We start from the raw sequence: 13,237 nt of genomic DNA on the forward strand, positions 1-13,237 counted from the left end.
GTAAGTATTCAATAAAAAAGGCGTTTTTCTTAAAGAAAAACGCCTCAAATAAACAAAAACATTAAACTATTGATTAAAAATCATAACCAAGAGAAAGATAAAATTTCGCTTTACCCACCTCTTTGTCTTCAAGGCCCCACGCATAATCAGCTTTTACAAAATAGCCCAATATTGTAGTTCTTACACCAGCACCATAGCCAACTAAAAATGGATTTTTGAAATTAGTAACTGTTGCTCGGAAAGGATTTTGGAAACCTCCAATCACTTCAGTATTCAAACTATTCTGACGATTGAAAGGCCCTTTATTTCCATACCATGCAGTGCCTATATCTGTAAAACCAACAAATTGAAGATTACGTATAAAGTTAGATGTTAGAGAACCCTTTGACACATATTGAGCTAAAGGTAATCGTAGTTCTAAGTTTGTTAATAGATGACTTGTTCCAAATAGTTTCGCAAAGTCAAAGCCTCTTAAATTTCCAGCATAATCATAAAAAAGAATATCACGTAGGTCACGTGGTACGCCAATTCCCTGCCCATTGCTTTGTTCAATGCTTCTATTAACACTATTCTCAACGCCACCTAAAATGGTAACTTTTGGTGATTTTCCAAGCGAACGGCTATAGGAAACACGTGCTGCAAAAATAACGCTTCCCAATATTTTTTGATAATGTCGGGCATCAATTACCAAGCGACTAAAATTCTCCGAACTACTTTTTAAACTATAAGTACGATCAATTCTAATCTTTGCTCTTGTTCCGACTAAAACTTTACTAAACAGGGGAGTTGTATTATCAAAAACTACTTCTGCACGGCCACCCAAGTAGATAGATTGTAAAGTTTTTCGCCCTAAATCTGATACATCAATATCAGATGTAGAAAGCAAAAATGGTGAAGCACTCACACGTAGATTAGTACTGATTGGATAGGCTGCAAAGCCAGAAAACTTATTGTAATAAATGCGACGATCGATGGCAAAAGCTGCAGATTGCGGCAAATTGATATTCAATGGACGAAATAAATACAAGCTACGATTGTCTAATTCACCCAATGCAATAGAACGACGCTGAATATCAAGTCCCCAGTCAATGCGTTTGACATTATTATTATAGCCTAAAAATACATCATGATTACGTAAAACAGGTGTGATAAAAAGACCTAATTTAACACTGTGGTTTTCAAGCAAATCATTCATTACCAATGTATTTTTCATTCCCATTCTTCTAACTGGATCCATCAAAAATTCAGATTTGATGTCATTGGCAATAATAATATTTTCGTAGGCAAAAGGCCCCTTTACTTTCAATGTTTCTTTTAAACGATTGAGTTTGGGTAATGATTTATCAATATTTTCTCCTTTAGACTTGGCAGCCTCATTCGCAAGAGATTTAATGATATTTTCTGAATCAAATTCATAATTATCAGTGTCAATTTCTCCAGCTCCAAGTACCAATTTTTCTTTTGTGACAATGGTCTCAATTTTCGGAGTATCACCAGCTTTCTTACTGGGGTCTTCTATCTTTTCGTTATTATTGGCATATGCACTGTTGACATAGTAATCTTTCCATTCTCTAAGAAAACGAGTATAAGAAATTCCAAGAGTACTGGTAATACTCGATTCTTCCGTACGAATAATGCGTGTAAGATTCAGAATGTTTGAAATATTGTCTTTTCCGTAACGAACCGCAATATAATTCCAAATAGATTGCCCCACGAGTTCAGCATCTTTTCCCGACAAATGGTCGATTTTCTTGTCTTTATTTTTCAAAATACTTGTTCGCATACGGTCAAGTATCATGGCATCTTCATTGTTTTCAGAAATGTAAGCAGAAATTCCTGCCATGTACCATTCAGGTACTGTCAATAATAATGAACTCTGTAACACTTCTTTCAAACTACCACCATAAAGCATATCATAAACAAATAAACGAGCGATCTGTCGAACCAATTCTTTCTTGAACTCTTCTTCATTGCCAGTATAGGCAATTTGTACACGAGATTTGGCTAAATTCAATATACTTCCATCTAAGTCAATCGGTGCGGTTAAACCAATATTACTTTGGGCTAAATCTTTGGGAGAATTGTACAAGAATATTTTCATGGTTGTAAAAGGTGTATAACCCAGCAACTCAGTTATATGATCATATTCATTTTCAGAGATTTTAGCAGCATTTTGGGCAATTTTATCACCGCCACGATAATAATTAAATTCAAAATTATTACTTCGAATCGTAAGCCATTCGAATCGTTTATACTGAATACGATTTTTGCCAAATTCTTCTTGCGTTGAAGCAAAATAATTTTGTGCAAAGCCATTGTTGATTCCTAATGAAATCATTAAGAATAAAATACTGCTTAGTCGACGAAAAGTATATAAATGTCTCATGCCTTTTAATATTTGCAAAGCTGTTGGCTTTTAGCGAAATGATGCTGCGATTTTATAACAAGTTTACTCAAAAAGACTCATTTATTCATAAAATACACTTATTAAGATAAATAAACGAGCATTATTTTAATCGTTTTGGCTAAAAACAAGCCGAAAAAGTGACTAATGGCTAAAAGCTTAATTACTAAAAATCTTACTACGAATATAACGAATAAAATCGTTCAATGTTAGATTCTGAGATTAAAACTTTATTTTTTTCTAAATAACAAAGCATTTCTTCTGCAAAATATGGAGCTAACGAAACGCCTTTGGTTCCAAGTCCGTTAAACACATATACGTTGGAATGCAGTGGATGGTTGCCTATGAAGGGGCGACGATCTTTAGTAGTTGGGCGGATGCCTGCTTCTTGGCCTGTTATTTTATAGTGGTTCAATAAAAATTTATCGACTTTAGTGGAAATTAATTCCATCCCTTTTTCTGTAGTTTTCCAATCAATTTCATCCCAAATGTAAGTTGAGCCAAACCTACATTTATTATCACCAAGTGGAATGATCCAAAAACCTTGGTTGATAATTTCTGAAATTGTGTAATTCTCCACATCAGTCAGCAAGGTTTCTCCTTTTGCTGGATTGAAAGGAATCCAATTAAAAAATGGGTTTTGCGAGGCATAATACCCTTCACAAAAGATGATTCTTTTTGCTTCAATACCTTTATAAACGACTTTATTTTCTGAAATTTCTAATGCTTGGTAAGCGAATTTTTCTGTTTGATAAACTTCTTGAGTGATGAAGTATTTACGAAAATTAACTATCATTTTTGTTACATCTACCCAACCCGCCGATGAAGTGAGAAGTCCTCCAAGATTATTTGTAATGGCCGAATAATTAGAAGAATTGCTTTCGAGAATAATTTTGATATAATTTCCTAAGTCAAATTCATCAGTAAGTCGTAGAAAATGTTTTTTTTGTTGTTCGTTAGCAAAAGGTCGGTAAAGATTTGTTTCGTGATAAAATGAACAATGAAATTCTTTTTCGAGCGAAAGATAGAAGTTTCTTAAATAAGGAAATATTTGATCGGCTAACCAAGTTTTATCTAAATTTTTGCCTGTAATTGGGTTGAAAATCCCACCTGCTACATTTGAGGAAGTGGGTAATGTTTCATCATTTAAAACAATGATTTTTTTATCGGCCTTCAATAGTTTATACGCCAACAACGAGCCTGCAATTCCTTGGCCTACAATTATATAGTCTATATTTTTCATTGTTGGGTTTTAAAACCAGCAAGGTCTGGGCGACCCCGTTTGAAAAAACCTTACTGGTTTGCTAATTTCTAATCGCTTTACTCAAAGCTTCATCAGCCAAAAGACAAACTGTTTCAACTTGCTCATCAAGAGTCATGTAGGAGGTGTCAATATCAATAGCATCTTCTGCTTTTCTGAGTGGGCTTTCCTTTCGAGTAGTATCAATTAAATCTCGGTTTTTGATATTTTCAATAATATCTTCTATATCTACAAGCTCACCTTTTTCACTCAATTCAATTTGTCGGCGATTGGCACGAATAATTGGGTCGGCAGTCATAAAAAGTTTGAGCTCAGCATCAGGAAAAACCACTGTTCCGATATCTCTTCCATCCAATACCACCCCTTTTTTCTTACCCATTTTGCGTTGCTGTGCAACCATCGCATGACGTACCTCAGCAATAGCACTTACTTCGCTTACTTTATTAGCAATATACAATTTTCGAATTTCATCTTCAACATTTAAACCATTAAGATATGTCTCGTTTCTTCCATCATTGGGGTTTCGTCGAAATTCAATTTGAATATTATCAAGGGCTTTGATAACCTCTTTTTGATTTGTTAGTGTAACCAAATGCTGATGAAAATATAGAGTAACCGCTCGATACATAGCTCCAGTATCAATATATCCATAGCCCAACCTTTTGGCAACATTTTTGGCAGTCGTACTTTTGCCACAACTCGAATAGCCATCAATGGCAATGGTAATTTTGTGCATGCAATTTTATTTTTTTGCAAAGAAAATCTTAATTTGTCGAAGAAACAACCACTAAACGAAGGTTTTGACAGAAATCAAAATTTTATAAATAACAACTTACTTTATTGAAACAAAATCTTGAAATAATAGCGTCAAAAGTTATTAATAAATGATTTTGCGAAAGTTAAGATTTAATTTTCTAAAACTTGCATGGCAATTTGATAAAACATTGAACTTGCTATATCAATCAATTCGTCAGGAAAATCAAATGTTGAATTATGTAAAGGTGCTTGGTTTATTCCCGAACCAATACCAAACATAGCTCCTTTATATTTTTTGGTAAAAAGTCCAAAGTCCTCACCAAATTCAAATGGCTTTTCAAGTTCAATGATTTCAAAGTTAGATGCTTTAGCTGCATTTTTTATCTGTCTATAGGCTTCAGTGCTATTTTCATTGGCATTAAAAGTTTCAATCCAATTCGAAGTCAATTCAAGCTGGTGTTTTTTTGTAATCTCAGCAACTTTATTTTCAATTTGAAGCTTCTTCGCATCAAATCTTCCATTTTTCCAAGTTCTAAATGTATAGCCTATTGTTGCTTTACCCACTGAAGTTCCATAGGCCTTTTCGCCCATATCGATATGAATAGGGGTTGCAACAAAAAAGTTATCACTTACTTTATCTTGGTTATTCAATGAATTTAAATAAACAATTATTTCAGCAATTGCCAAAGCTGGGTTAATCCCCTTTAATGGTTCGGCGGCATGACTGGTTTTGCCTTTTAATTCAAAAACACCACTTTCTACACAAGGAGTGAACAATCCCTCTTTTACCATAATTGCTCCCATCGGAAAACCTGGAAAATTATGATAGGCGAAAACAAAATCAATGTTGAATTGTGTGAAAATACCAGATTCAATAGCAGCTTTTGCACCAGCTCCAATCTCTTCCGCTGATTGAAAAAACAATAAGATTTTACCTTTTTTCAAAGGTGATTCTATCAATTTCTGTGCAAAACGAAACATACTGGCGGCATGTCCATCATGCCCGCATTTATGCGAAATACCATCTGTTGTTGAACGATAGGCAAAATTATTTTCTTCTTGAATCGGCAAAGCATCTAATTCACAACGAAAAAGTATAGTCGGCCCCACCTCAGTGCCATCAATTTCTACCAAAACTGAGTACATCGAAAATCCATGATAAATTTTTCTAATGCCAATTTTTCTCAACTCAGATACAATAAATTCACTCGTGTTTTTCTCTAAAGTAGAAAGCTCTGGATTGGCATGAATATGATGACGGAATTCGAGAGCGGTTGTCATATTGTTAATTTTAGCTTGCAAGAAAGATTGATAACTTAATGATGGAACATCAATTTCAATTCTAAGATTATAATATGCAATACTGGAAAACTTTAAGGTTTAAACCAAATAAAAAAGGTCAAAAAGTTTTCAAACTTTTTGACCTTTTGCAATTGACAAGAACATAATTATTTAAAAGCTTTCATTTTACCACTTGATTGCATCGTATTTACTTTTTTCATCATACTACGCATTTGATCAAATTGCTTTAAAAGATTATTTACTTGTGTAATATCGGTTCCACTACCTGCGGCAATTCTTTTCTTGCGACTACCATCAATCATATCAGGTTTCTCACGCTCTTTTGGAGTCATTGATTTAATGATTGCTTCAATGGGCTTGAAAGAATCATTACTAATATCAATATCTTTGATTTGTGAACCAACACCTGGAATCATGCCCATCAAATCTTTGATATTTCCCATCTTTTTGATTTGCTCCAACTGCATCAGAAAGTCAGTTAAATCAAACTTATTCTCACGCATTTTCTTATTCAAACGGCGTGATTCATCTTCATCGAAGGCCTGTTGAGCTCTTTCTACTAAGGAAATTACATCACCCATGCCCAAAATTCTACTCGCCATACGGTCAGGGTAGAAAATATCAAGGGCATCCATTTTTTCGCCAGTCGAAATAAACTTGATAGGTTTATTTACCACCGCTTTGATTGAAAGGGCCGCTCCGCCTCGTGAATCACCATCAAGTTTGGTTAGTACAACGCCATCAAAATCAAGTCTTTCGTTGAAAGTTTTGGCCGTGTTTACTGCATCTTGACCAGTCATTGAATCCACGACAAATAAAATTTCGCTTGGAGAAACGGTCTTTTTAATGTCCTCAACCTCTTTCATCATCACCTCATCAACTGCCAAACGACCAGCGGTATCGACAATTACGACACTTTTTCCTTTGGTTTTTGCATAAGCCAAGGCATTTTTGGCAATATCAACGGCGTTTTTATTTTCTGGCTCGGCAAAAACTTCTACACCAATTTGCTCACCCAATACTTGCAATTGCGTAATCGCCGCAGGACGATAAACATCACAGGCCACTAAAAGCACTTGACGACCTTGTTTTTTCAGATAAGAAGCAAATTTTCCCGAAAAAGTAGTTTTACCCGAACCTTGCAAACCTGCAATCAAAACCACTGCTGGTGAGCCTTTGAGATTAACACTTTGGGCTTGTCCGCCCATCAGCTCCATCAATTCTTCTTGTACAATTTTGACGAATAATTGTCCTGGCTCAACCGCAATCATCACTTTTCGGTCGATTGCTTTTTCACGTACACGATCAGTTACATCTTTGGCAACTTTATAGTTTACGTCAGCATCCATCAAAGCACGTCTTACTTCTTTAACGGTCGATGCAACATTAATATCCGAGATTCTGCCTTGCCCTTTAAGGGTTTTTATGGCTTTATTGAGCTTATCACTTAAATTTTCAAACATTTCTTAACTTTTTTGATTTCCTTCTCTGATTAACGAAGCAAAGTAAAAATAAAATTTATTTGCAAAGTTACTAATTTTAAAGATAAATTTTTAATCAATTTGTAGAACAATTCTCCGAATAGTTAGCAGCTTAGTAAATAACACTACTTATTCAAGCATTTTTTCGAGCGTATTGATATTTCGAACTGTGAGGCCGCTTTTATATTTTGCTTTGGCTGTGATTTTTGCAAAAGGAGTATTCAGGCTTTCGCCTTTGGCTACTTTCCAATAAAGCACGGAATTTCCTTTAGAGATTTCCTCTTCTATACCGTGAGAAATATTGACTAATTCTTCAAAAATTGCATTACCTTCTACAAAAATCACATAGGCGTGGTAGTTTTCCTCCTGCTCAAAAGGGTATTTATTAACGATTTCTTCTAAAATATCATAAGCGTAGAGTAACACAAATGCCTGATAATGAAAAGTTTCAGAAAGCCCCTTTTCCAAAATAGTCTTCATTTCTGAAATATTTTTCTCTGATTCAAAAACTACATTTCCAGTCTGTAAATAAGTAGCAACATTCTGAAAACCCATTTTTTCAAAAGCAGCTTTCAAATCAGGCATTTTGATTCGGATATTTCCTACGTTTATTCCTCGAAGAAAAGCAATGTATTTTTTCATGATTAATAGTTTTTTTCTACTTCACTTATGCCAATTTAAGGGTGTTATTTCATAAATGTAGTAGAAAGACATTAGTTCGCAATTATTTTTAGGCTAAATTATATTATTTTCAGTTGAATCTCTCTTTTATATATATCCCAAGTCAACAGAGGATTGAGTATATTTTAAGAGTAATGCAGGCCAATATTTCTTCACAACAAAACAAAGCAATGAGAGTAAAACGATTTGATTGACGTAATGAATGAATAATTTTTAGTATTTTTGATTAAAGTATGCGTACAAACAAAACATAAGATTATTCATTTTATCAAAAGCACTTTTTATGAAAAAAGCACTAATTTACTTACTTTCGGTTGGCCTTTTATGGTCATGTTCCAATAAAAAAGCAGAAAATAATCAATTAAATGACCAAGAAAAAAAGGATAATTGGACTTTGCTTTTTGATGGAAAAACAACCAATGGCTGGCATTTATACAATAAAGCAAAAGTCCCTTCGACTTGGATGGTGAAAAATGATGAATTATACTGTAATCCTGATACAGTCGGTATTGAGCATGGAGATTTGATTTCTGACAAAATTTATCGAAATTTTGATTTTAAATTTGACTGGAAAATATCCAAAGCAGGCAATAGTGGTGTTTTTATTAATGTGATTGAAAATGATACGATTCCTACTGCTTGGGCATCAGGCCCTGAATATCAACTACTTGAACATGAAAACATTGGAGCGGCTTATCTTAAAGACTCTACCAAATGGGCTGCTTGTCTTTATGGCTTTGCTCCTCAAAAAAATCGTGTCAATCTTAAACCTCTGGGTCAATGGAATGAATCAAGAATCAAACAAATTAATGGGAAAGTGGAGTTTTATCTTAATGGAGTAATGACTGCCGAGCAAGATTTTAATGTTGATACTTGGAAAAATATGGTGAGTAATAGTGGGTTTAAATATTTTCCATTATTTGGCAAAAATATCGCTGGGCATATTGCTCTACAAGAATGGTCAAAAGGAGTATCTTTTCGGAATATTAAGATAAAGGAGTTATAAAAAGGAAAATAAGCTTTTCGAGTTTCGACTCGAAAAGCTTATTTTATGATTATTTCAACTTAATACTATAAGCCTGAATCAAAGGTGGGTTTTCGGGCGACATCGTGAAACTTACTTCGATATTTGCTTTTTCTCCTTCCAACACAAACTTGCCTCTTAGAGCATTTTCTGCCACAATTTCATTGACTTTTAATATTTTTCCAGCTTTTTCAAATATGCCTTCTGCTTCGGCTTTTAGTAAGTCAGGAAAATAATCTAAGAAAAAGTTTTCAGCAAAAATGCCTGTTTTTTCAGCATTTTGCCACGAAGGTAAAAGCTTTACCAATTCATTCTGGCGTTGCTTCAATATTGACGAAACTGGAAACGGATTAGGTGTAAGACCTGCTTTTTCGACAATGAATGGTAAAATCTGACTATTCATCAGAGCGGCACCACCATAAGTACCATTGGTAAAAGTAACGATTCCGAGACCATATTGTGGCAATATTTTCCAGTCAGAACCAAAACCTGGTAAACCACCCGAATGCCCGACGCTGGTTATTTGATTGCAGTTTTTATCAATACGCAGACCGTATCCATAAAATGAAACATTGGTACAAGGCTCGCCCGAACCCATAAATCCACGGTTATTCATGCTATTGAAATTCCACGTAAAGTGCATTTCTTTAAGGGAGCTTTTTTTCAAAATAGATGAATTGGGCGAACCAGTTTGATAGGCTGCTTGGTGGAGAGACATGTACTTAGCAAAATCTTCAATAGATGTTAGAACACCACCCATAATTCCGTAAGCACCGTCATCTTCAATAGGCTGCTCAATATATTGTTCTCTCAGCCAACGATAGCCCATCACAAGTTGATTATTAGGTACTTTTTTGTAATCCCAGAAAGTATTATTCATACCCAAAGGCCTCCAAATACGCTCAATGATATAGCTTTGGTAGCTTTGTCCAGAAACTTTTTTGATGATATAACCCAACATCGCAAAGCCCATATTGCTATATTCGTAAGCAATACCTGGCTCGTTGGAAAATGAAATTCCCTTTTTAAACATCTTCAACATTGCCTCTTCTGAAATGCCCAATTGTCGGTCTCCCCAAGGATTATCTTCGGGAAATCCCGCTGCATGCGAAAGTAAATGTCGAATCGTAATTTCGGGAGAATCTGTTGAATATTTTTGACCTTTTAGTTCCGAAATATACATCGAAACAGGGTCATCTAATTTCAGTTTTCCTGCGTCACGCAATTGCAAAATTGCTACCGAAGCAAAACTTTTAGACATCGAAGCAATGCGATAAACTGATTGATTATCAGCAGTTTTATTGGTTTTATAATTGATGATGCCCTTGTTGCTTTGATAAATTATTTTCCCATCAAGCACCAAGGCATAAGACACACTTGAAAGATGATTTTTTACCCTAAAGTCTTGAAACTTATTATCAAGTTCGGGAATTAGGTTTTTAATTTTTGAAATTTCTTCTTCGCTTGATTGAGCAAATACATTTAAACAAGATAAGAGTAGGCAAAAGAAGGAAATAGCAATGCGTTTTTTCATGTTTGATTGATGTTTAGATTTCTTCTTTGGTATTTGATAAAGATAGAAAAAAATGACAATAATTTTATCTATGTGGAGAAATGTAAGTTTTTTAGTGAAAAATTAACTTGGGTAAACATATCCTTTTCGATAATCACGACTTAAAAACTTATTCGCTGCTTTATCATTGGTGATGATTTCCTTTTGTCCGTCCCAATCCAAACTCTTTCCAGCTTTTAATGATGCCATCCCCAACAAGCACATATTGGTTGCCCGATGTCCTTTTAAAATATCAGCAAATGGCAATTCTTTTGATTTAATCGACTTCAATAAATCAGCAAAAACGAGGTCGATATTTTGTTGGTCAGGCATATTGAGTTTAGCATCTTGATGAATTATCTCTTTATTTTTATCTCTTGGATAAAATGTCCAACCGTTAATCCAACCCATGTGGAAAGTACCTTCCGTGCCATGAAAATAAACACCTACATTTTCCGACTTTTGTGTTGGTCGGCCATTCAAAATACTATGTTCCCATGTACAACTAAAATCTTCAAAATCATAAACTACAATCTGGCTTTCTGGTGCATTATTATTATCGGTTCTGGTTTTATCTGTTGTAATAGAGAATATTTTTTTAGGAGCAATTTCCTCAGTCCACCACAAAATCTGGTCGAACCAATGTGGCCCCCAGTCGCCTAGTTGACCATTAGCGAATTCTAAATGTTGTCGCCAACTTCTTGGATGAATACTCGAATTGTATGGAACAAGTGGAGCAGGTCCACACCAAGCATTCCAATCTATTTCTGTTGGTGCTTGTTCATCAGCAATGATTTTTCCTGGGCCATAGCTATAAGTTACAAAAGCACGTACTTCTTTTATTGTTCCCACTTTTCCTGATTTCAAAAACTCTTGTCCACTTACATTATGTGGTGAATATCTTCTATGAAAACCTGCAATACAAATTCGTTGGGTATCACGAGCAGTTTTCACAATGGCCTTGCCTTCATTGAGCGTATGGCTGATGGGTTTTTCGAGATAGACATGAGCTCCTGCTTTCATGGCATCAATCGCAATGAGTGCGTGCCAATGATCAGGGGTAGCATTAATTACAATTTCAGGTTTTTCTTTATGGAGTAATTCTTGATAATTTTTATAGATTTTTGGGCGGTCGCTACAAAGTTTTGTTACTTCTTCTAAGCATTTTTTTGACTGGCGGTCGTCCACATCACATAGAGCTACCACCTGACACTCGCCTGACTTGATGGCTTCACGCAAAATATTTGTACCCCACCAACCAGTGCCAATCAAGGCAAGTTTATATTTACTTTGTGAAGCATAAGTGATAAAAGGACGAGCCAAAACTGCACCAGTTGCTAATGCCGATGTACGAAGAAAGTCTTTACGATTCATTTTTATAAGGGTTTTGAATAGATTTTCAGAAAATTAAGTTTTATCCTTTTATCTTGCAATAGAATCTTTAAAAGTTTCCTTTAATGAACCTAAAACCTACCCTAAAAACCGAAATATTGGCAGGCGTTTCTACATTCTTAGCCACGATGTATATCATTATTGTCAATCCTGCCATTCTTAGTCAATCAGGAATGTCGTTTAATGGTGTGCTTACCGCTACCGTTTTATTATCGTTTTTTTGTAGCTTAATGATGGGTATTTATGCTAAAAATCCCATTGTTGTTGCTCCCGGAATGGGCATGAATGCTTTTTTTACATTTACTGCCGTCAAAGGAATGGGAATCTCATGGCAAGTGGCTCTGGGAGCTGTATTTTGGGCAGGTATTATCTTTTTGTTATTATCAATTTTCAATGTTCGCACCCAAATCGTAAAAGCCATTCCGAAGCAATTACGCTATGCTATTTCAGCAGGAATTGGGCTTTTTATTACACTTATTGGTTTTGCCAACGCCAAATTTATTGTACCAAATCCTGCTACTATGATTGGTATTGCTAATTTGCATGACCCAATTGTTATAACTTTTTTAATTGGTTTGGCAATTACCATGCTATTACTCGTCAAACGCATACAAGGTGGTATTATTTTAGGTATTTTATTAACAACGCTCATTGCCATTCCTGTTGGAAGATGGTGGGGCGATGCCTCTGCCATCAATTTTGGACAAAAGACTTTGGTTACATGGCAAGGTGTTTTTTCTGCTCCTGATTTTAGTTTATTATTTCAATTAGATATTGTTAATTCACTGAAAATAAGCCTTTTACCCGTTATTTTTGCTTTTGTATTTACTGATTTATTTGATAGCCTTTCAACATTTGTAGGCGTTGCTGAAGCAGCCGATTTATACGATGTTGATGGTGAACCACACAATATAAAGCAATCGCTGTTGACCGATGCCGTAGCAACAACAATGGGTGGCTTATTGGGAACGAGTCCAGGTACAGCTTTTATTGAGTCGGCAGTTGGTATTAGTCAAGGTGGGCGAACAGGTGTAACAGCTATAACAGCAGGTATTTTATTCTTACCATTCATGTTTTTGTCGCCTTTGTTGGGTATTATTCCTGCTATTGCTACTGCTCCTGCACTAATCGTAGTTGGTGTTTTAATGATGAAACCTGTCACCAAAATCAATTGGGATGAACTTGATAATGCCATTCCAGCTTTTTTAGCAATGGTTTTGATACCATTTTCTTATTCAATCACTCAAGGTATTATCTGGGGCTTTTTATCTTGGACAATCATCAAAATTTTTCAGGGAAAAATGAAAGAAGTATCTTGGATGCTGATTATAATTGACTTTTTTGCCCTTTGGGCTTTGTATTTGGGGCATTAAAAATGTCCTGT

Annotated in this window: 10 protein-coding genes; 2 read left to right on the forward strand and 8 right to left on the reverse strand. The window is 35.1% G+C overall.

Translation table 11 applies throughout. From position 1 onward, the window contains the following. Window positions 1–73: 73 nt before the first annotated feature. From ACQUQZ_RS04705 to ACQUQZ_RS04730, 6 genes are all read right to left on the reverse strand, one after another. A complete protein-coding gene (locus tag ACQUQZ_RS04705) occupies window positions 74–2,404 on the reverse strand; it encodes a hypothetical protein (protein WP_435353598.1) in 2,331 nt (776 codons plus the stop codon). A 178-nt stretch (window positions 2,405–2,582) separates the two neighbouring features. Further along, the gene (locus ACQUQZ_RS04710) at window positions 2,583–3,647 is read right to left on the reverse strand and encodes an NAD(P)/FAD-dependent oxidoreductase (RefSeq protein ID WP_435353599.1); all 1,065 of its coding nucleotides are present in this window, start codon (window positions 3,645–3,647) and stop codon (window positions 2,583–2,585) included. A gap of 61 nt (window positions 3,648–3,708) precedes the next feature. Further along, window positions 3,709–4,401 (reverse strand): (d)CMP kinase, encoded by a 693-nt coding sequence (cmk, locus tag ACQUQZ_RS04715; protein ID WP_435353600.1) that lies wholly within the window; start codon window positions 4,399–4,401, stop codon window positions 3,709–3,711. A 170-nt stretch (window positions 4,402–4,571) separates the two neighbouring features. Beyond that, window positions 4,572–5,702 carry an amidohydrolase gene (locus ACQUQZ_RS04720; RefSeq protein WP_435353601.1) on the reverse strand — a complete coding sequence of 377 codons (1,131 nt, stop codon included), beginning with the start codon at window positions 5,700–5,702 and terminating at the stop codon, window positions 4,572–4,574. A 167-nt stretch (window positions 5,703–5,869) separates the two neighbouring features. Continuing rightward, window positions 5,870–7,186, reverse strand: coding sequence for a signal recognition particle protein (gene ffh / locus ACQUQZ_RS04725; protein ID WP_435353602.1), 1,317 nt, complete (start codon window positions 7,184–7,186; stop codon window positions 5,870–5,872). Window positions 7,187–7,333: 147 nt separating this feature from the next. Continuing rightward, a complete protein-coding gene (locus ACQUQZ_RS04730; protein WP_435353603.1) occupies window positions 7,334–7,846 on the reverse strand; it encodes a DUF1697 domain-containing protein in 513 nt (170 codons plus the stop codon). Between the two features lie 322 nt (window positions 7,847–8,168). Between ACQUQZ_RS04730 and ACQUQZ_RS04735 the strand changes: the two genes are divergently transcribed. Beyond that, a complete protein-coding gene (locus tag ACQUQZ_RS04735; protein ID WP_435353604.1) occupies window positions 8,169–8,891 on the forward strand; it encodes a 3-keto-disaccharide hydrolase in 723 nt (240 codons plus the stop codon). A gap of 49 nt (window positions 8,892–8,940) precedes the next feature. Here the strand turns inward: ACQUQZ_RS04735 and ACQUQZ_RS04740 are convergent, their stop codons facing one another. Further along, window positions 8,941–10,443 carry a serine hydrolase domain-containing protein gene (locus tag ACQUQZ_RS04740; RefSeq protein WP_435353605.1) on the reverse strand — a complete coding sequence of 501 codons (1,503 nt, stop codon included), beginning with the start codon at window positions 10,441–10,443 and terminating at the stop codon, window positions 8,941–8,943. Window positions 10,444–10,545: 102 nt separating this feature from the next. Continuing rightward, window positions 10,546–11,835 carry a Gfo/Idh/MocA family protein gene (locus ACQUQZ_RS04745; RefSeq protein WP_435353606.1) on the reverse strand — a complete coding sequence of 430 codons (1,290 nt, stop codon included), beginning with the start codon at window positions 11,833–11,835 and terminating at the stop codon, window positions 10,546–10,548. Between the two features lie 83 nt (window positions 11,836–11,918). Between ACQUQZ_RS04745 and ACQUQZ_RS04750 the strand changes: the two genes are divergently transcribed. After that, the gene (locus ACQUQZ_RS04750) at window positions 11,919–13,226 is read left to right on the forward strand and encodes an NCS2 family permease (RefSeq protein WP_435353607.1); all 1,308 of its coding nucleotides are present in this window, start codon (window positions 11,919–11,921) and stop codon (window positions 13,224–13,226) included. The last annotated feature ends 11 nt before the right edge of the window (window positions 13,227–13,237 follow it).

It is taken from the genome of Emticicia sp. SJ17W-69 (genome assembly GCF_051209875.1).
Taxonomy (GTDB): Bacteria; Bacteroidota; Bacteroidia; order Cytophagales; family Spirosomataceae; genus Emticicia.

What these genes read in the sequence shown, in the direction of transcription:
- ACQUQZ_RS04720 (WP_435353601.1), bottom strand. Translation starts at nt 5,702, where the DNA reads ATGACAACCGCTCTCGAATTCCGTCATCATATTCATGCCAATCCAGAG.
- ACQUQZ_RS04710 (WP_435353599.1), bottom strand. Translation starts at nt 3,647, where the DNA reads ATGAAAAATATAGACTATATAATTGTAGGCCAAGGAATTGCAGGCTCG.
- ACQUQZ_RS04730 (WP_435353603.1), bottom strand. Translation starts at nt 7,846, where the DNA reads ATGAAAAAATACATTGCTTTTCTTCGAGGAATAAACGTAGGAAATATC.
- ACQUQZ_RS04740 (WP_435353605.1), bottom strand. Translation starts at nt 10,443, where the DNA reads ATGAAAAAACGCATTGCTATTTCCTTCTTTTGCCTACTCTTATCTTGT.
- ffh (WP_435353602.1), bottom strand. Translation starts at nt 7,186, where the DNA reads ATGTTTGAAAATTTAAGTGATAAGCTCAATAAAGCCATAAAAACCCTT.
- ACQUQZ_RS04745 (WP_435353606.1), bottom strand. Translation starts at nt 11,835, where the DNA reads ATGAATCGTAAAGACTTTCTTCGTACATCGGCATTAGCAACTGGTGCA.
- cmk (WP_435353600.1), bottom strand. Translation starts at nt 4,401, where the DNA reads ATGCACAAAATTACCATTGCCATTGATGGCTATTCGAGTTGTGGCAAA.
- ACQUQZ_RS04750 (WP_435353607.1), top strand. Translation starts at nt 11,919, where the DNA reads ATGAACCTAAAACCTACCCTAAAAACCGAAATATTGGCAGGCGTTTCT.
- ACQUQZ_RS04735 (WP_435353604.1), top strand. Translation starts at nt 8,169, where the DNA reads ATGAAAAAAGCACTAATTTACTTACTTTCGGTTGGCCTTTTATGGTCA.